Source organism: Micromonospora sp. GCM10011542 (assembly GCF_042650685.1).
Taxonomy (GTDB): Bacteria; Actinomycetota; Actinomycetes; order Mycobacteriales; family Micromonosporaceae; genus Micromonospora.
In genome coordinates, this window is record NZ_JBHSBO010000058.1 from 1 (window position 1) to 20,160 (window position 20,160).

7 protein-coding genes are annotated in these 20,160 nt (G+C 69.4%); 1 reads left to right on the forward strand and 6 read right to left on the reverse strand.

The features are described from left to right. From pglX to pglW, 5 genes are all read right to left on the reverse strand, one after another. A partial coding sequence (pglX, locus tag ACFOW4_RS20755; protein WP_377530194.1) for a BREX-2 system adenine-specific DNA-methyltransferase PglX occupies positions 1-2,327 on the reverse strand: 2,327 nt, incomplete at its 3' end. 30 nt (positions 2,328-2,357) lie between these two features. Beyond that, a complete protein-coding gene (locus ACFOW4_RS20760; protein WP_377530196.1) occupies positions 2,358-4,058 on the reverse strand; it encodes a DUF262 domain-containing protein in 1,701 nt (566 codons plus the stop codon). A 12-nt stretch (positions 4,059-4,070) separates the two neighbouring features. After that, entirely contained in the window at positions 4,071-4,949 is an 879-nt protein-coding gene (locus tag ACFOW4_RS20765) for a hypothetical protein (RefSeq protein WP_377530199.1), read from the reverse strand. Beyond that, on the reverse strand, positions 4,939-6,261 hold the full coding sequence (locus tag ACFOW4_RS20770) for an AAA family ATPase (RefSeq protein ID WP_377530201.1): 1,323 nt from the start codon (positions 6,259-6,261) through the stop codon (positions 4,939-4,941). The genes ACFOW4_RS20765 and ACFOW4_RS20770 overlap by 11 nt, the downstream gene beginning before the upstream one ends. Positions 6,262-6,585: 324 nt before the next feature. Then, entirely contained in the window at positions 6,586-10,716 is a 4,131-nt protein-coding gene (gene pglW, locus ACFOW4_RS20775; RefSeq protein WP_377530203.1) for a BREX system serine/threonine kinase PglW, read from the reverse strand. Positions 10,717-10,967: 251 nt separating this feature from the next. On the opposite strand from pglW, the gene ACFOW4_RS20780 reads away from it, so the two are divergent. Next, positions 10,968-14,042 (forward strand): DUF3427 domain-containing protein, encoded by a 3,075-nt coding sequence (locus tag ACFOW4_RS20780; protein WP_377530205.1) that lies wholly within the window; start codon positions 10,968-10,970, stop codon positions 14,040-14,042. A gap of 76 nt (positions 14,043-14,118) precedes the next feature. Here the strand turns inward: ACFOW4_RS20780 and ACFOW4_RS20785 are convergent, their stop codons facing one another. Next, positions 14,119-19,746, reverse strand: a complete 5,628-nt coding sequence (locus ACFOW4_RS20785) for an AAA domain-containing protein (RefSeq protein ID WP_377530206.1) — start codon at positions 19,744-19,746, stop codon at positions 14,119-14,121. Between the last annotated feature and the right edge of the window lie 414 nt (positions 19,747-20,160).

Consider the following 20,160-nt stretch of genomic DNA (forward strand, 5'->3'; position numbering starts at 1 on the left):
AACTCACGCGCCCGCCCCAACGGATACGCCCCTGGCAACGGAAACTCCTGCAACTTAGTACCGGTAAATTCGTAACGAGGCTCCCACCCCTCATCACCGATTCCACCGCCAATTCCACCGTTGCCCTTGTTCTGACTGACCTGCTTGAGCCAGAAGCATGCGGTCGAACTGTTCAGGACTCCGAGCAGCCGCAGATGATCGTCTTCCATCGCCCCCTCCGGCAACTTAATCACCGGTGCCGACTGCTTAAAGACCTTCCCACCCCGATCCAACACGAAGTGGTTATGCGTCGCCACGAACGCAAACGTAATTGACGCAGAGATCCGGTAGCGCGACGGGACCCAGCGGTACCAGGTCCACCATGGGCCTCCTGCAGCTGCTCGGGTCTCCCCACCAAATCCCATGGTGGCACCGAGCGTCGAGCGATACCTCCAGAGGTGCCTCCCCCACGCCGAACCGGCTACGTAATCGACAGGTTTGTGATACTCGTTATAGGGAGCCAGCGCATCAACCTGACAGTGCTCGCCCCAGTCACGGACGACCTCGCCGATTACAAGACTCCGATGCATTGGCCTTTCAATTCCGTGCCTGTAGAACCACCTTGCCGGGGCAAAGAAAACATCGTCTTGCCCAGGGAAGCTAGCAAATCCGATCTGCCCATCTATCTGTTGGGCGAGTCGGCTAGGCGAATCTGCTAGGAGAGTCGTCAAGGCGCCGGCACCGCCACCGCTGAGGCTCCAGGGGTGAGAGGCGAGCTGGGTGCGTGCGAAGTCCGCTACGCTGATCCACTCGGACTCCGAGCCCGGTTGATCGATTTGATTGACGATCGCTCGCCACACGAGGCCGTTACCGGAATTTTGCGGGACAGACGGTTCGCCCCGAACGCCGAGGACGGTACGCAGAACAGGCGAGCGGCGGCGTTTGTTGGCGCGACCAACCAGGATCACGGTCGGCGTGCCGTGCCCGGGAATATGGGCGCCAGAGCTGTCGATGACCTCAGTTAGCTCGACCTCGTGGGCGAAGTATTCGTTGATCAGCTTCTTGCCGAATTCACGCTTCATAAAGGCGTTGCCGGTAATTTGGCCCACGTGACCCGCGCCGTCTCCGTGCCCGTCAGACCACTTGGCCAAGTCGAAGAATCGCTTGGCGAATGGCACGGTTAACGCGTACTGGCGATGGCAGACCGTCTTGTAGATTTCGCGATATAGACCGTTGCGAGCGCTGTCGGCGACGGTGATGTAGGGCGGGTTGCCCACCACCACCGTGTACTGGTTCTCGGCCAGGTAGTCCTTGAGCAGGTCGGCATCCTCGCTATCGTACGCGAAGACCTCTTTGCCCTCCATCTCAGCAAGCAGGTCGCCCTGTGCACGGGAGTTGAACGCCCCCCAAGGCAGCAGCGAATCGCCGGTCGCCACCCGGACAGGGAAGGCCGGCGTGCGTTCCAGCTTGGTTAGCCCGCACACCTTCATCGCAGCGATCAGCAGCCGGAAGCGGGCGATCGCCACGGCGAACGGATTGATGTCGACGCCGGTCACCTGGCCGAGCGCCCGCTCGGCGAGAATCTTGATATCGATGGCTGGCTCCCGGTCTCGCCACTTACCCACCAGCCGATGGAACGCGCCGAGCAGGAAGTGGCCCGATCCGCACGTCGGGTCGATGATGTTGGTCGCGGCGAGGCCGAACTCCTTGACCGCGGGCTCGAACGTCCGGTCGAGGATGAACTCCTCCACAAACTCCGGCGTCTGCAACAGCGCGTACGTCTTCTTCGCGTGCGCCGACAGATCCTGGTAGAGATCACCCAGAAAGCGGGTGTCCAGGTCCTCGCGGCGCAGCGACTCCTGACCGGCGCCCCGCCGGAAGAAGTCGCTCAGTTCCTCGGCGGCCGGGCCGGAGATGTCGAATCGCCAGAGCGGATTGTGCCGGTCAAAGATCTTGCCGGTGGCGCGCAACTCCGCCAGGTAGCCGAACGCCTCCCGCAGCCAGTGCCGGTCGTTGTGCCGCGGGTTGGCGATGAGGTACGCCTGCCGATGCTGGATGGCGCGCCCAGCTGGCGCGGCCGAATCGGCGCTGCCGATCCAGAGCCCGTCGACGAGCTCGTTGTCCTCGCAGAAGCGGACGAACACGCAGCCGAGCACCCAGGCCACCGCCGCCTGGTCGAGCACGTCGTCGAGCCAGATCTCGAAGCTCCCGCCGACCCGCTCGGCTGCCTGCGCCTGGGCGTACTCCTGACGCAACTCCGCCCGCAGAACCGGCGCCTCCGCCACCTGCCCGCGCAGATCCTCGACCAGGTTCTTAACCTGCGCTTGCAGCGCCTTCAGCTCGATCACCGCTAGATCCTACGACCCCCTGTGCCATACCTACTCCTCCGACGAGTCATCGTCGGCCACGCCTTCCAGCCGCTCTCCGAGCGGTACGCCGATGAAGATGCCGAACAGCCGCAGCCGTTCCTCCAAGAGCCTCGTCCGGTCCTCAACAAACAGGTCGTCCCGCTCCTCCTTCAGCCGGTACCAGGCGGACACCGGAATGCCGTGGCTCTCCAAGATCCTTCGCGCGCCGGACGGCGTGTAGGGGTTGAGCGAACCGTCGTCGGGGAGTCCGCCGACGACCGCGAGATCTGACAGCGCCTTCCACAGGCCAACTCCCGGCACCGTCGGGAACACGAGCCGGTTCGCCGGTTCGGAGTGCCCTGCAAAGACGGGGCGGTACGCCTGGGTCGCCCCCGAAGCGATCCGTTGCACCACGTCAAACTCCTGCCCAAGCGCATCCCGTCGCTTCGGGAACGCGCCAATCTCCCACGCCACGTAGGCCAGCGTGCGGGCACTGTTGAGGTTGAAAGTGTCCGGCATCGGCTGCACGTCGGCGAGATCGAGCGAAAGGCTGCGACGCCGTTCCGCGAACTCCCGCATCTCGTTTAGCTTCGTCCGTAGAGTGGTGGAGTTTGCTCCGGCGAACGACCCGGCCCATGAGGTCACCCAGAACCAGCGCCTCAGTTCGTACCGCTGGTCGTCGTCCGGCTTCGGACAGTGGTGAAAGAACTTGGTCAGCACCACCAGTTGGTGCGCATAGGGCAGGAGCTGGGCGAGCGGGAGACCGGCCCATCTAAGAAACTCAACGGCCGCGTGTACCGCTCGTTCCGCGTCGGGGATGGCGTCGAAGAGCCTGTTCTGCAGCCGTCGGGCGACCGCCTCCCAACGCGGCGTCATCACGTCCGGCTCGTCAGCAAGCGCGAGTACGACCCGGAAAACCGCCAACCGCGGCAATTCCCCGAAGCCAGTCGTCGCCACCGACTCCACGATCGCGTCGATCCGGCTCGCCAATGTTGGTTGGTCGACGCGGTGAGTCAGCGCCGACACCATCTGGTCGGCGTCCATCCGCATGCCCTTGCGGTTGAGTCGGGTGTAGACGTCGACGGCCTGGTCGAGAGTGCCGCCCTGCAGCCGGATCAGGCTAAGCTTGTAGTTCTTGATCCGCTGGGCGACCCGCTCCGCTTCCCGGACCAGCCGCTCCGCACGCTCGGGTCCTACCCGCAGCTCAAGGTTCCGGCTGAAGCCGAGGAAATCAAGCGTGCTGGCCACTGCGCGCACCGGCAAGAAATGGTCTGGTGGAGGCGCAGGCGGGCTGCCCGCAGCGCGGTGGTGGCGGTAGCGCTCGGCGTCGTTCTTCGGCGTTAGGTCCCGATAGACCCGCCACTTCCACTCCCGCTGGTCGTCCGCACGCGGTGGGCGGCCCAGGCGTCGCAGCACCCCGAAAAGTGTGGAAAGCCGCTGATGCCCGTCGAGCACGTAGGACACCGGCCGTCCGGCCGGTGCTTCCGGTACGGCTACCTCACCGATCTGGTCGAGTGACGGGATCGGCTCGGTGGTCTCCCAGAGCAGCACACTACCGATGGGATAGCCACGCTCGATGCTGTCGAACAGTTCCAGCATCTGCTCGGGACGCCAGACATACGGCCGCTGGAACTTGGGGACGCGCACCAGGCCGTCCGCAATGTCCTCCAAGACGTGGTCCAAGTGCAGGACGGCGGGCTCCAGCCGGCTCTCACCGCGGTCGCTGAGCATGATGCCAGTGTCCTACAAGATCCGGTGGATCATCGCGAGCACCTGGCGCAGCTCGGTCACCACTGCCGGTCCCAACTCGTGGAAGTCCGCCTCGGTCAGCCGCATGTCCGTCGGCATCAGCGGTGACGGCATAGATTTGTTCTTCCCGACGAAGTGCGTTTTGAGGTGCTCGTAGCCCCTCCTCTGCGGGGGCCACCCGCGCAACTCCTTGCGCTTCGCGGTCTTATACGGGAAGTGGCGGTCCCATACCCGGAAGGGCACGTAGTTCTCCACCATCCGCCAGGCAAACATGTGGATGTGCGGGACCCCACCCTCCCGTGCCTCTTTGACCTTGCCGTGGTTGCCGAGTTCGGCTGACCCGCTCCGGTCACTGTCGATCAGCATCGCCACCCGCACGATGATCGAAAAGTCGTCGCACTCGTCGACCGCGATGGCGGCCATCTGCCCAGTGCCACCGCTGTGGCAGAACTTGAGCCAGCGTTTCCTGAGGGCGTGCACCACCCGATTGTCGCCGAGCGCCTCGGCCACCGCCTGCACGAACCCGCCGTCGCCGATTCGGTTCTCTACTACCAGGACCGCCGGCCGGCCTAGATCCTCGGCGGCCGGCGAAACGTTGGCCACGGTGATTCGAACCGGCTTCGGCCTATTCGGGAATAGCTCGGTCGAGCCACCACGGTCGACAGACCCGGTGGCCATCTTTTCTGCCATGAGCTTCAGGACAGGTGCCCGGACTTTCGCCGTGTCAATGTCTTCAAGGAAGGACATGGCTGCCAACGCGCTCGGCGTGCTTGGCTGCCAGTCGTGCCGCCCTCGTGCGACCAACTTGAGCACCTCGATCACCGGGAGGTGGTCGGGTCCGTCGAAAACTTCGGCGTCGATGTCAAGAAGCATCGTCAAGCCGCTCCATCTGGGCCTCCGCCAATGCCTTCACCTCGCGGTAGTCCTGGGAGAAGTAGCCGTCCGGCCAGGTGTCGTCAAGGTTGCCCAGCTCGTCGACATCGACCCGGCGCACCACCGAGGCTCCGTCGCGCTGTTCGACGACATAGACCCGGACCATGTCCTTGCCGAAATCGTTGTCCAACTCCGCAATACGCCGGCGCAACCGCAGCAGCAGCGTTTCGCTGTGCGTCTCGATGAGGAACTGCGTTCCAGTCGACTTCGCGGTGCGCAAGTAGAGATCAGCCAGCTCGGCGTGGGCGGCCGGGTGCAAGTGCATCTCCGGTTCCTCGACGATTTGTAACGGCGCGTGGTCCGGCTCGCCGCGCAGCTCGTCTAGAGCGCACTGCACGAGGATCGGCAGCACCTGGGCCAGGCCTGTGCCCGCGTCTGCCAGGTTCACCCGCACGTCGCTGCCCCGACGGGTCAGCACCGTCGACCAGAGCGGCCCGGCCGGCACCTCCGTGACCCGCCAGTCCGGCACAATGGCAGCAAGCAGCTCATTCACCCGGTCGACTACCTCGCCCCTATGCCACCTCGAGTCGTCGGCGAGGATGCCCGCCATCCCCTCGCCCTGCACCCCGAGCGAGGACGGCGTATCCAGTGGCAGCCGATGGTGCCGGGCCACCCGCTCCCGGTGGGGGCTGAGGTAGCGAATCGGTCCGAGGCTGAGGTTGAGCTCCCCGACGTCCACCAGTCCGGGCATCCCGCTCAGATCCGGCACCAGTCCCCGGAAGCCGATCCGGCGGCTGATTCCCTTCTCCCACGGCACCCGGATCTCGTACTCCAAGTGCTCACCGCGCCGGATCTGCGGTGGGGGTGTCACGGCGATGCCGTCGATATCTGGCGTCTCCCGCCGCTCCGCTCCGAGCAGCCGGGACGACACGAACAGGGCTTCGAGCTGAGGAGACATCAGCTCCAGGCGCGACACCACCGCGCTGCCGATGCTGTCCACGTACTGGATGTTCGCTTCCAGCGCGAACCGCGTGCCGCCCTCGACCGCAACGCCCAGCTTGATCGGCCGGCCCGTCAGGTGGTCGTGGAAGAGCTCCCGGAAATCGTCCACCGTGTCTGGGCCGAGCCGGTCGAGGTCGAGCGGTGCGGCGCTCGTGGTGCCGAAGCCGGTGGCGATGACCAGCGGGGCCCGGGTCAACACGCTCTTGCCGGAGTTGTTCTTGCCGAGCACCACCGTCACCGGGGCCATCTCGATCTCCTGGCGGTCCCGGAAGCACCGGTAGTTTTCAAGCGTGATCTTTCGGAGGGGCATTCACATGTTTCTAGCAGGATGGCCGGCCACAATTCGCCCCGACTGGTGTCAGCAATGCGACAAACCAAGAACGGTGGACTACCGGACCTCGTCGAGGCCTGCAAACCGTGGCAACGCTGACCACCTGACGGGCTTCGTCAGCCGCTCGCCTCGCCCGCACCGAGCGCGCTCACCTGGTCGAACTGGCGCAGCCACTTCATGTTGCGCGCGTGCTGCTCGTCGGTGATCGGCGGTAGCACGCCAAGGCGGGCCGCACCTGTTCCACGGCCTCGTCCGTGACGACTTAGCCGAGCTGCGCCCACCTAGAACGCAGGCTGTCCGCCATCACGCGGCCCTCCCGAGCACCACGCCGGCCGCCTCGACCCAGTCGTCGGCGAGCCACAGCGACTGGCTGGCCGGGGAGGTCAGCGGCAACTGCGCCCCGTCCAACACGGCCGGCTCGGGTCGCCGCGCCGGCACCAGCAGCAGCCGGGCCGCCGGCCGGGGCCGGGTGGGATCGGCCAGCTCTTGGAGCAGCCCGAGCTGCCCGTACCGGGCCAGCGGCGCTGCCTCGGTGAGCAGCACCGGCCCGTTGGCGGCGGCGATCGCCGCGCTGACCGCCGGCACCACCTGGTGCCGGAACAGGTCCACCAGGCTGCGGAAGTCCGCATCCAGCGCCGAGCCGTTGTCGGCCGCCACGATCGCCTCCCACGGGAAGCCCAACGAGCGCAGCCGGTCCAGCATGACCGCCGTGACGTCCACTTCGGTCAGCGGCAGCCGGGCCAGCAGCGCCCGCCGGGCCGGGCCGAGCCGGCGCAGCGGCGCCAGCACCGCAAGGAAGGCCCGCCGGTCGATGGCCGAGGCGAGCTTGTCCCCCACCTCGTCGGCGGCGGTGAGCCCGAGCAGCGGTGCGTGGGTGGTGGCCATCCGGGTACCGGTCACCGACGCCGTCGCGGTCACCGGCCCGTACACCCGGTCGTGCGGGTGCCAGGTCAGCGGTACCTCGGCCGCGGCGAGCAGGTCATTCAGCGCGGGCCGCTTCGGCAGCCGCTCCGCGCGGGGGAAGCGGCTCTGCACCCGGTCGCGGATCTGGTCCTCGCTGAGCCGCTGCCCAATCAAACTGCCGACCGACAATCGCAGCGCCCGCTCCGCCGGCATCCCCACCGGGTAGAGCTGCCCCTGCGCGTTGACGTCGACCCGATCGTTGCGGGCGGCCGCCGCGAGCTGCAACAGCCGCAGGTCGGCCACGGCCGGCATCCTGGCCGGCACGGGCAGCCGGCGCAGCTCCTCGACGGCACGTTGCCGGGTCGGCAACGGATCGGCGCCGGCCAGCTCGGCGGCCCGGCCGCCCAGCTCCACCACGTACCCCAGGAAGTCGGCGGCGGTGACGTCGGACGCCGGATCGTCCGGTTCCCGGCCGACCAGGACCGTGCCGGACGTGCGGAACCGGTGGATGGCCACCCGGGCATCCCCGCCGGTGCTCAGCTCGGCCTCGACGGCGGCGCGCACCAGCCCGATCGCCTGTGGCAGCCGCTTCGGCGCGGGGGTGTAGGAGCCGCGGGCGGCGATCAACGCCTGGGCCAACTCCTCGGCGGACATCACCGCGCCGCGGGCCTCGAGCAGCGCGACGATCTCGTTGCGCACCGCCTCCAGTGCTGGCTCCCCCAACCAATTCTTGGCCTGGGCGGCGAGCAGCTTGGAAATCTGTGGCTGGCTCCGGCCGGTGGCCCGGGCCGCCTCACTCTGCGCCGGCCAGCACAGAAACTCACCGTCGTCGGTGGGCGCCTGCCCGAGCAGCACGGCCAGCGTCCGGTGGTTGCGGGATGTCGGGGCGGGAAGCAGGGTCGCGCAGAGCGCCTCCACGCCCTGCGCCAGCGGCTGCTCCTCGACGGCGGCCGACTCGCTGCCGCCAGGCAACACGGCGCGCAGCGCCCGCGCCTGGGCGATGATCTCCTTGCGGGTGGCGTCCGGCACCCCCTTGGCGCGGGTGAGCGCCGACAGTTCCGCGTCCAGCAGCTCGCCGACGGTGTGCAGGCCGAGCCGTTGCAGCGCGGAGCGGGCCCGGGCGGTCAGCTCGGTGACCTCCAGCGGCGACTCGCGGGTCAGCCCCACCACCGCCGGCACCGGGCCGACCGGAGTCACCGCCGGCTGCGGGACCTGCTGGAAGATGGCCCGCCAGGCGTCGGTCATCTCGTCGACCGTGTCGAACCGCGCCGCCGCGTCCCTCGCCAGCGCCCGGCCGAAGAACTCCACCAGCCGGTCGGCGACCGCCGGGTCGAACACCGCCGGGTCGAGGGCCACCTCGTCGCTGACCACGGCCGGGTTGGCGTTGTCACCCCACCGGGGCAGCACGCCGGTCGCCATCTCGTAGAGCACGACGGCCGCCGCGAACCGCTCGGCCGCCGCGTCGTAGCGCAGCCGGCGCGGCGGACCGAGGAACGGGTCGAGGTAGCCGACGGTGCCCGCGCCGAGCTGGTCGGCAGGGGCGGACGAGAGCGAGAAGTCGAAGACGCACAGGTGCGGCTGCTTGTCCTTCGGCCGGGGCCGGGCCGCCAGGTTGGCCGGCTTCAGGTCCCGGTGCCAGACGCCCTGACCGTCCAGGTAGTTGACGATGTCGAGCAGGTCCCGGCCGTACCGCTCCAGCAGGTCCAGCGCCAGCCGGCCGCCGCGCAGCTCCTCGGCGAGGGTCCGCGATCCGGCACTCTCCATCAACAGCGCGGTCCGGCCGCCGACCCGGACCGGACCCTCGACCAGCGCGGCCACCTGGGGGTGCTTCAACCCCGCGAGGGTACGCGCCTCCGCGGTCAGCCGTTCCTCGTGCTGCTCGTCGCGGGCGACCTTCAGCACCAGGTCGCGCGACTCCCCGTCGCGAGTGACCAGGAAGGCGACGGCGGTGGCACCCGAGCCGAGCCGGTCCTTCACCTCCAGGCCGCCGTCGAGCACGTCGCCCCGGTGGGCGGAGAGCGGGTCGGCGACCGGCTCCGGCTCCGGCGCGGTCAGCTGATCCCAGACCTTCTCCAGATCCTTGTGGAACCGGGAGACGCTGGGCAGCCGTTGCGCCGGATCGCCCCGGGTCGCGTCGTAGACCAGGGTCACCAACGTGTGCGGCATGCCATCGACCGCGACATCGAGGTGCAGGCCACTGTCGCGCACCGCGTTGACGAGTTCCTCCGGCGTGGCGGCCGGCACCGCCCCGGCGAAGATCCGGTACGCCAGCGCGCCGAGAGAGAACACGTCGAGCTGGTGGCCCGGCAACCAGGTGGCGTTCTCAGCCTCCGGCGCCTGGTAGCGGCGAACCTCGTCGTCGAAGAACAGCTCAAGGCTGGCTGGGTCGCTCGACGGGCCGAGCCGGGTGAGCTGGGTCGTGCCGGCCAACCGGCCGCCGGTCTGCCAGTCGGTGACCACCAACGTCGGGCGGGGCCCGTCCGAGTTACCGACATAGATCGCCCGGGGCGAGAGCGCCCGGTGGGCCAGCCGACGGGAGTGCGCGTAGTCGATGATCTCGGCGAGATCCTGCACCAGCTGCAGTCGCTGGGCCAGGGTCAACGCCTCGCCGCGGCGCAGCAGCCACTGGTCGAGGCGTACCCAGTCCGGCTGGTGGTCGAAGACGACCGCCGGGCCCCAGGAATGCTCGACCAGATCGTGCGCCCGGGCCACCCCCGGGTGATGGATGCCCTGCAGCAGGCGGAACTCCCGCTCCGCCGCCTTGCGGATCGCCGGAACCTCATGCTCGGCTGCCCGGCTGGTCAGGTAGAACCGCACTCGACGCACCAGCGAGGTGTCCAGCGCGTGCCCGGCGAGGAAGTCCTGCCAGCCGAGACCCTCGGCGAACGGCTTCGGGTGCAGCAGCAGTTGACCGACCTTGCGGTCCGCCACCGACGGCCGGATCTTCGCGCCGCGCACCAGCTCGACGATCTCCCGGCCGCGGGCCTCGTCCACCAGATGGTCTGGGTTCCGCGGCAGGGCGAGCAGCAGCTTCTTCAGGCCGGGCAGGCCGGAGTTGTGTCCCTCCAGCCCGTAGATGTGCTGGCTGCCGATCGCGTCGAGGTCGGCCCGCATCGCCTTCGCATGCAGGAAAATCGCCGCGCCGACATAGGGTGTCTCCCGCTGCCTTCCGTGTTGCTTGGCGTAGTAGCGGATCAGGCTGGCCAGCCGCTTCGCCTTCCGGTTGGCAAGGATGTACGGGTTGTCCTCGGGGATCAGTCGCGAATTCGGCGCTCGGCGCAGCCACTGGGTGCCATCACCGCGGATCTCCCCCTGCCAGTGCTTCAGCTCCAGCACGTACAGCCCGCTCGGGGTCAGCACCAGGGCGTCGACCTCGTTGATCGAACCGTCGGCGCCGACGAACTCGACGTTCGTCCAGACGTGGTACGGGTCGGTGTCGGGCAGGTAGCCGGCCAACTCGCGCAGCCCGTCCTGCTCCCAGACGTACGAGCTGGAGTTGATCTGCTCCCAGCGCGGTGAATCCTCACGCATGCACTGGCTCCCTCACCCCTTGGACGAACCTTGGCACCTTACCTTGTGACTGAACAGCAGGTCAGGTCACGAAGCAAGCTCAACATCTCGCGCCTCCGGAGACGCGGTGGCAGCTGCATTCTCCGGGCAACTACCGACCCGGTGGCGGTGCATTCGGGCTGGCCGAAGGCTTTCAAGGCGTCCTCATTTCGTAGCCAGCACGGCTCGCATCGGGGCAGCGCGTTGAGCAGTGGGCTGGCTAGCCTTCGCGGGTGACCGATCTTGACCGGGGCATCTATGAGCACCTCATCACGCAGCAGCTCGCCGAGCGACTCCAGTACGTCGACGCCGCCCTAGTCCAGCAGGCCAAGCTCGACCCGGCCGACGCACACGACGTACTCGCTCGGCACATCGCGGTGCTGGCCCGTCGGGCGCTGCTCGTCGTGGGCGGTGGCGACGAAAAGCTCGCCCGCCAGGTCGCCCTAGCCAACCGGATCGCTGGGAGCATCGCCCAGGCGGAGCCGCGCGCGGTCGGCCCCGGTGATCAGGTCGCCGACGCGCAGCGCCTGCTCCACGCCATTGCGGCTCCGCCGACGTCGCGCGCCGCACCCATCTTCCCGGTACGCCCCACCACCCCGCTCTACACCGGCGCGCTGCTCGTCAACGGTCGTCACCAGCCGCGGATCGGCCACGAGGTCACCCACGAGATGGCGTCGGCCAACTCCGTCGACCTGCTCTGCGCGTTCATCAAGTGGCACGGCCTGCGCCTCATCGAGCCGGCCATCCGCGAGCTGATCGACCGCGGTGGCCACCTCCGCGTCATCACCACCACCTACATGGGCGCCACCGACCAGCGCGCCCTCGACCGACTCACCGAGTTGGGCGCCGAGGTCAAGGTCTCGTACGAGACCAGGACCACCCGGCTGCACGCCAAGGCATGGCTATTCCGCCGCAACAACGGCACCACCACCGCCTACGTCGGCTCGTCGAACCTGTCGAAGTCAGCCCTCGTCGACGGCGTGGAGTGGAACGTCCGGGTTTCGAACCTGGAGCAGCCGCACGTCATCGACACCTTCACCGCCACATTCGAGGACTACTGGAACGACCCGGCGTTCGAGGCGTACGACCCGGCGAAGGATGGCGAGCGGCTGCGGCACGCACTGCGGGGCGAGCGTGCCGACGAGGCACCAACGGAGATCGCGAACCTGGAGGTTCGACCGTACGGGTATCAGCGGGAGATCCTGGACGACCTCACCGCCGAACGCGAGGTACACGGGCGGTGGCGGAACCTGGTGGTGATGGCGACCGGCACCGGCAAGACGGTGGTCGCCGCCCTCGACTACCGGCGGCTGCACCGCGACAAAACCGTGGACTCGCTGCTCTTCGTCGCGCATCAGGAACAGATCCTGCGGCAGAGCCGGTCGACGTTCCGCCAGGTAATGGGGGACGGCAGCTTCGGCGAGACGCTGGTCGGCGGAGCGAAGCCGACGCAGTGGCGGCACGTCTTCGCCTCCATCCAGTCGCTGCACCGTCAGGAGATCGACCCGGAGCGGTTCGACATGGTGATCGTCGACGAGTTCCACCACGCCGAGGCGCCGACCTACGCCCGGCTGTTGGAGCGGCTGCGGCCCCGCGTACTCCTGGGGCTAACCGCGACCCCCGACCGGGCCGACGGCGGCGACGTGCGCCGGTGGTTCGACGGGCATGCGGCCGTTGAGCTGCACCTGCGGGAGGCACTGGAGCGGCAGTTGTTGGCGCCGTTCCACTACTTCGGCCTGCACGACGACGTGGACCTGTCGCAGCTGCAGTGGAAGCGCGGGCAGGGTTACGACCCGGCCGAACTGGACGGCCTCTACACCGGCAACCACGCCCGGGCGCGGATGGTGCTGCGGGCCGCCCGAGACCTCGTCGACCTGGCGCGGATGCGGGCGCTCGGGTTCTGCGTGAGCATCGGGCACGCCGAGTTCATGGCAGACTGGTTCACCCAGCAGGGCGTACCGTCCGCGGCGGTGACCTCGAAGGTCGATCCCGCGGTCCGTCAGGCGCTGATCCACGACTTCAAGGCCGGCAAGCTGCGGGTGCTCTTCACCGTGGACCTCTTCAACGAGGGCGTCGACCTGCCGATGGTCGACACGATCCTGATGCTGCGGCCCACCGAGAGCGCCACGATCTTCCTTCAGCAGCTCGGCCGGGGTCTGCGCCTGGACGACCACAAGCCCTGCCTGACGGTGCTCGACTTCATCGGCGGGCAGCACGCCAACTTCCGGTTCGACCTGCGCTGGCGGGCGCTGACCGGGGCCAGCCGCCGAGAGGTGTACGACACGGTCGCGCAGGACTTTCCGTCGTTGCCGAGCGGGTGCCACGTCGAGCTGGACCGGGTGGCGAAGGAGGTCGTGCTCCGCAACCTGGAGAAGGCGGTGCCGTCGTCGAAGAACAGCATGGTGGCCGAGCTGCGACAGCTCGGTGACGTGACCCTCGCGGAGTTCCTGCGGGACACCGGCCTGGAGATTGAGGACGTGTACCGGTCGGCGACGCTCGGCGGGTGGACGGGGCTGCGGCGGCTGGCCCGGGTGGAGACGTCGGTGCCGGGGCCGGACGACCGGGAGTTGGGGCGGGCGATTGGCCGGATGCTGCACACCGATGACCCGGAGCGGCTGGCGTTGTGGGAGCAGGTGGCGTCGGGCGGACCGGTGACCGGCGGGCGGATGCTGGACATGCTGCACTTCAGCCTGTGGGGGCCGAACGTGCCGCTGTCGGAGCGGGACGAACGGCTGGCCCGGTTCTGGGATGAGCCGGCCCGTTGCGCCGAGCTGGGGCAGGTCGCCGAGGTGCTGCGGGAGCGGATTCACCGAGTCACCGAGCCGGTCGGGTTGGGCGGGGTGCCGCTGCGGGTGCACGCGCGGTACAGCCGCAACGAGGCGTGCGCGGCGTTTGGCATGCCGAACCCGGGCTCGCTGCGCGAGGGCGTGAAGTGGCTACCGGAGGAGCAGGCGGACCTGTTCTTCGTCACCCTGGTCAAGTCGGAGCAGCATTACTCCCCCACGACGATGTACGCCGACCGGGCCATCACCGAGACGCTGTTCCAGTGGGAGTCGCAGAGCACGACGGCGGCGGCATCGGTGACCGGGCAGCGGTACATCAACCACGCTTCGCAGGGGTCGACCGTGCACTTGTTCGTGCGGGAGACCAAGGTCGCGGAGGGTGCGTTGGGGGTGCCGGCGTACCTGTACGCGGGACCGATGACGTACCGGCGGCACAGCGGGGACCGACCCATGCGCATCGAATGGCAGTTGGCGCACCCGCTCCCCGCCGACCTCTATGCCGCTGCCCGAGCCATCGCCGCCTGATCAGCAGGACAGCAGGGGAGCAGTTGCTCCCCTGCTGCTGCGGTCAATGGCACACGCTAGGAGGCCATGCGGTGCCTTAGGTACTGCTGTGCGATGAGGCGTCCACCACTCGGCTGCTGGCGATCGCCAACTCCTCCTCGGTGAACAGCGTCCGGAACCGCGGCCGGATCACCAACGCCTCCGCTGTCAGGTCCACCCGCCCCCGCTCCCACAGCGCCGTAAACCCGTCCGACACCACCGGGTGGTGCAGCAACTGCCGGGCAGTCGCCAGTCCGCCTTTCTCGGTCACCATCCGCAGCAGCAGCGCCGCGTGGTAGTGCGCCTCGTCGCGGGCCCGCTCGTAGGTGCGCACCATTGCCTCGTGGAAGGCCGCTTCCAACGCCCGCCGGTCCGCCGTCTCGGTCTCCGCCTCGTCCGGCAACTCCTCCCGGTCGTAGGCGCGCGTCATCGCCCGTCGCAGCGACTTCTCCAGCGCGGGTCCGCCCGCCGCCTTCCACGCCGGCACCGGGGTGGCCGGCACGGCAGCGGAGATCGGAGCCGCCGGCACAGCGGGCACAGCGGCGGCGGACCCGGGAGTGGCCGGGGCATCGCCGGTGAGCCGTAGCAGCCGGGTGACACTCCGGTATCGGGTCGCCGCGGCACTGTCCGGGGCGAAGTACTGGACCATTCCCTCAGGTGAGCCGTCGCGATCCTCGACCGGGCTGTCCTGTCGGTTTCTCGCCGCCTCCACGACGGCCTTGGCCTCGTTCTGGCGTACCCAGCAGACCACTCGGGGACCGCCGGACTCCGCTCGGTCGATCCGGACGTTGGCCCGGTGTTTCCGCGCCTCAGCCGACGTGATGGGGTGGAATCTGGCCCAGCCGAGCATCTTGCCGTCGTGCCGGACCGGCACGTCCTGGCGATGCCGGTAGCTGCTGATCACCGCTCCTGCCTCATAAGGGCGCAGCCAGGCGACACTGCGATAGCCGGCCGGCACCGGCGCGTCCGGATCATCCTCCGTCTCCTGCTCTCTGCTCCCTACAGGGCGTGAGTCGGATACGGCGTTGACGGGTCCGGCACCCGTCGGCAACGAAGTCGCCGCCAGCCCCTCGCTGTCCTGGTCGCCTGTCGGCGATCCGGGCGCAGGCGCTTCCGCCTGCTTGGGCACAGCAGGCGTCTCTGCCGCCCCGGCCCATGGCGGGTCGTCTTGGACGGGAGCTTCAAGAACCGGCGAAATGGCAGCTGGTGCGGACCAACGCCCTGTCGGCTCCTCGACCGACGCCCCCTGCGCAACGTCTTCCACCAGCTCGGCGTCAACGACCGATCCGACCTCGTGCCGGTCCGCGACAGCCACCCGCCGACCCTGGTGAGGCAGGGGCTGCACGCCGATGACCGGCGTGGCGTCGTTGATCATCGCCACTTCCACGGCGGGCGAGGGGGTAGCGACCGGTGGGGGTACGCCAATGCCCAGTTCCTCGATGCGCTGCCACAGCGGCTCCATCGCCGCCTCTGGATCCCGGCTGAACACACTCCCCCGGATCCGGACGAAGACGCAGTTGCCGACCCGCTCCAGCACCGCCTGGCGGCGCATGTCGCTCTCCCACTCCTCCGGCCCGTGGTACGCGTCCCCGTCGCACTCAATCGCCAGCCGCCGGCCGTCCGGTGCCGGCAGTACGAAGTCGATCCGGTAGCTGCCGATGCGGAACTGCGGCAGCGGCCGGTAGCCGCGCTGCAGGATTCGGCGCAGCACCGCGCGTTCGAAGTCGCTGTCGCAGCGCTTCTCCAGGTCGTCGTACGCCTCCTCCGCGGCGTTGACGTTCTGGCAGTAGGTGAGCAGCAGCCCGCGGGCGTCGTCCTCGCGCATGTCGGCGGGCTGTACGGAGTGGAAGACCCAGAGCTGGTCGCGGGCGCGGGAGGCGGCGACGTTGACCCGGCGGTGGTGGTCGCGCTTGGTGAACGCCGACACCGGACCCTGGTGCGGGGAGACGACCAGGGAGACCAGCACGATGTCGCGTTCGTCGCCCTGGAAGGTGTACGAGTCACCGACGCGCAGCCGGCGGCGTTCCATCTCCTCCTCGCCGACGGTCTCGCGGATCCGGGTGAGCAGGTAGAGGGCTTGGCCGCTGGTGCTGAGCAGGCTGACCACGCCAATGGTCCGGCCGGCGTACGCGGGGTCGGCGACGATCGCGGCGACCCGTGCGACCAGGGCCTCGGCTTCGGCGACGTTGACGTTGCCGTAGGTGGTGAGGTCCTGCCGGATGCCCTCGGGCACGTGCACCGCAATCACCGGGTCGCCGATGCCGGCGGGGCGGTCGGTGCGCAGCGGCTCGATCTCCCCGCCGTAGTAGGTCTGGCTGGAGAAGCCGATGATGGCCGGCACGGACCGGAAGTGCTCGGTGAGCAGGATGCGTTCCGGCGAGCGGCGGACCGCGTGGTCGTAGAGGCTGCTCTCCGGGTCGAAGTGCTCGGCCGACGGCACGTCGACCAGGTGCGAGTTGATCAGGCCGGTAACCGTGCCGACGAACGACAACTGCGGACCGATCTGCTGGTCGTCGCCGACGACCACGGCCCGCTCGGCGAGGCTGAGGATGGGCAGCGAGAACATGTCCGCCTGGGACGCCTCGTCGACGATGACCACGTCGAAGTGGGCGCCACCGGCGAACTGTTCGATGGCCCGGTCCACGGACATGACCCAGACCGGCACGGCGTCCACCGCCGCGCTCATCGCCCGCTGGGCGTGGGCCTGCCACTGGGCGGCGTTCTTGCCCGTACCCTTGCCGATCTTGCGCAGTGCGGTGGTCCAGTCGGCGAGCGCCGCCCGGCGACGGTCGTCGAGGGCCTTGGAGACCTCCAGCCAGGAAGACGCGACGACGAGTTCCTGGGTGAGGCGGCGGATCCGCTCCCGGATCTGCTCGACGCGCCGGCCGAGGGCGACCGGGTCGACGCTGCCGACCACGGTGTCGAACCAGGTCTGCGCCTGCCGCCACTGCCAGCGGTGCAAGCAGTCCATGCCGTTGTCGGCGAGCGTGGACGCGCCGTCGTCGATGCTGGCCGTCCACGCGGGTGCGGCCTCCCGCAGCCGGGCCGACAACTCACGGAAGCGCTGCGCGTCGGGGCGCAGCGCGGCGAGCCGGCGCACCTCGTCGAGGCACGAGTCCCAGCGGTCGAGGTCGGCGCTCTGCCGGCTGAGGTCGAGCAGCCGCCACAGCTCGCTGGCGTCCGTACCCGACATGCCGGCCTGGAGCGCGGCGGCGAGATCGCGTTCGGCGGCGACCAGGCGGTCGTGGGTGAAAACGGCCGCGCAGCGGGTGACCAGGTCGGTGATGGCGGTCAACCGCTGGGTGTCCACGGTGGCCGCGACGGTCGGGATCAGCCCGCGCAGGGTGGCGTGCAGCGCCGGCCAGCGCCGGCGGTCCCAGTCGAGGGCGGCTTCGGCCTCGGCGAGCAGCCGCCCGGCCCACGTCTCCGGGTTGCCGGCGGGGACGGTGAGCTCCAGCGGAGCTGTCCACTCCTGCCAGCGGGTGGTCAACTCCTGGCGCAGCCGCTGCCGTCCGACGAAGGCGACGACGATGTCCACGTCGTCGGTGCTGCGCAGGATCTCCCCGTCGATGTGGCACTCGGCGGCGAGCTTGGCCAGGGCGCCCTGGAAGAGTCGGCTGACGCCCTTGCCGGCGGCGAAGCGTTGGCGCAGCTCACCGAGCTGCGCGAGCAGGCGGCGGGGCTCGGCCAGGTGCACGTCGGCCACGGTGACCTGGTGGCCGGCGATGACCCGGGTGGCGGCGGTGAGGTCGCCGAGGGCCCGCTGGCAGGCCTCGACGTGGTCGTGCCACATCTGCTGCCAGTTGGGGTCGGTCTGCAGCAGGGTGCCGAGCCGGTCGGTCCAGGAGCCCTCGCGGGCGGCGAGCATGGTCAGCGCCTCGCGCAGCTGCGCGGCGAGGTCGTCGAGGGGCTGCGGACCGAAGGCGCGGACCTGCGGCAGGGCCACGCCGGCGGCGGCGAGCTGGTTCAGCTCGCGGGCCGCCTCGTCGAGCCGCCGCCGGTCGGCCAGGACCGCCGCCGCCGGTGGCAGGTCCGCGGCGGTCGGAAGGTCGCGCAGCGCCTGCAGCCGATCCTGCTTCCCGGTACGCCGGGCGATGTCGAGCAGTTCGGTGAACTCCTCGGCGCTCAGCGGCGCGTCGACGTGCGGTGGCAGGTCGTCGGGGATGCCGCCGTAGCGGTCGGCTCGTTCCCGCAGCCAGACCCCGACGTCGCTCGGGGAGAGCCGGATGCCGTCGATCTCGTGGTGGGCGGCCTCGTTCTCGGCCATGGTGCGCAGGCCGCCGAGGGCCTGACCCAGGTCGCGTTCGGCCTCCTCGAGCTGGCGGCGCAGCCGGTCCACCCGCTGCTGTTCGCTGCGCTTGTCGAGGGTCGCCCCGCGGTCGGAGAGTTCGCGGGCGGCGAGCTGGAGCTGCACGAGCTGGTCGGTGGAGCGGCCCAGCACGGCCAGGCACAGCGACTGGATCTCCTGCGGCAGCCCGTCGCGCAGGACCCGCAGCGGGTCCTCCTTCTGCGCGACCACCAGCACCCGCTTGCCGTGGGCCATCAGGTGGCAGATGAGGTTGCGGATGGTGTGGGTCTTGCCGGTGCCGGGCGGGCCCTGCACGGCGACGTTGCGGTGCTGGGCGAGCCGGCGGGCGATCGACTCCTGCGCCTCGTTGGTGGGCAGCGGCATCAGCAGGCGCTCACCCAGCGGCGTCCAGCGTTCCGGCTGGTCCTGCGGCATCAGCAGCTTGCTGGGTTCGTGCGCGAGGATCGCCGCCAGCGCGCCGATGCTGGCGTCGTCGCCAGCGAGCAGGCGGGCGCGCAGCTGCTCCAGGAAGCGGCGCAGCATCCGCTGCCGGGGCCGGGTGAACAGCACACCGGTGTCGTGCACGTGCGGCCCGACGGGAGCGCTCTGGCCGGCGTCCCGGATGATCGGGTCCTGGCCGAGGCGGCGCAGCGCGCGTTCGAGGAATTCCCGGCGCGTGAACTCGTCCCACACGTCGAGGTCGAGCTGGCCACCGGGGCCGGCCAGGGCGAGCAGTTGGGCGAGGTAGCGCTCGTCGAGCCCGCTGAGCGGGTCGGTCTGCAACCGGGCGGCACCCTGCGGCACCACCGTGACCACCGACCGGTCGGCGTCGAACTCGATCGCCACCGGGGTGACGATGAGCGGGTACTGCACCCGGTGACCGACGACCTCGGTCCGGATGACGCCGTGGCCCCACACCAGCTCGTCCGTCGCCGCGTTCATGTCGACCCGGTGCTTCAGGTCGAACAAACTGCGGTGCAGCTGGCGTACCTCCTCAATGCGCCGGGCCTGCTCGGCCCAGGGCCGCCACTCCTGCTCCCGCCACGCCTCGAAGCGCGCGCGCAGCGGCTCGATCTCCTCCTCCGCGCCAATCAGGCGAGGTTCGGCGTCGTACGAGAGTGGACCGTCCAGGTACGGCGTCAGGTGCCCGGGCGCCCGCAACGAACGGGCCGGCGCGGGCAGTCCCACCCGGAGCCAGCTGGCGCCATCGGCGGAGACGCCGACCTCGCAGGCTGGATGAGCGGGGAACGCGTGCTGCCAGAAGGCGCCCCCGGCGGGCACCGTACGGGCCGGCTTCTCCATCTGTGCCCGAACGGCCATCAGGTAGTCGACCAGCGAGGCAGCCCGGTCGAGGATCAGCTCAGGCGACTCGATCGAGGACGCGGAGGGGGAGAGCATGGATCACCTTCGGTGGTTGAAGCATGTGGAACCTGACAACCGACAGCTCTCAGCTGTCAGCTATCCAGTCGTCCCGGGGAGAAAATCGGAATCGACGCCACGGCTGGTAGCCAGTCCGGCGCCTGATCGGAGCACCGCGTGCGAGGCTTGCCTCGATCGCGGCGCCGCTACGTGAAATCGCCGGCCTTCACCCACACCCACACCCAAGCCCGACGCACATCGCTCCCGACCTCCCCCGTGGCGGTCCTCGCACCCTACCTGCCCCAGTCCTGCCCACGGGATCCCCCAACCGTCAGAACCTTCAAGCGGGACGACGGCTTGAGCAGGAACGTTCGACCGCCCGAAGCGCCCCGGCCGGACCGACCGCCAACTGCTCCGCCCTCCGCCACGGGAGGCGGCCGGGTGCAGGACTAG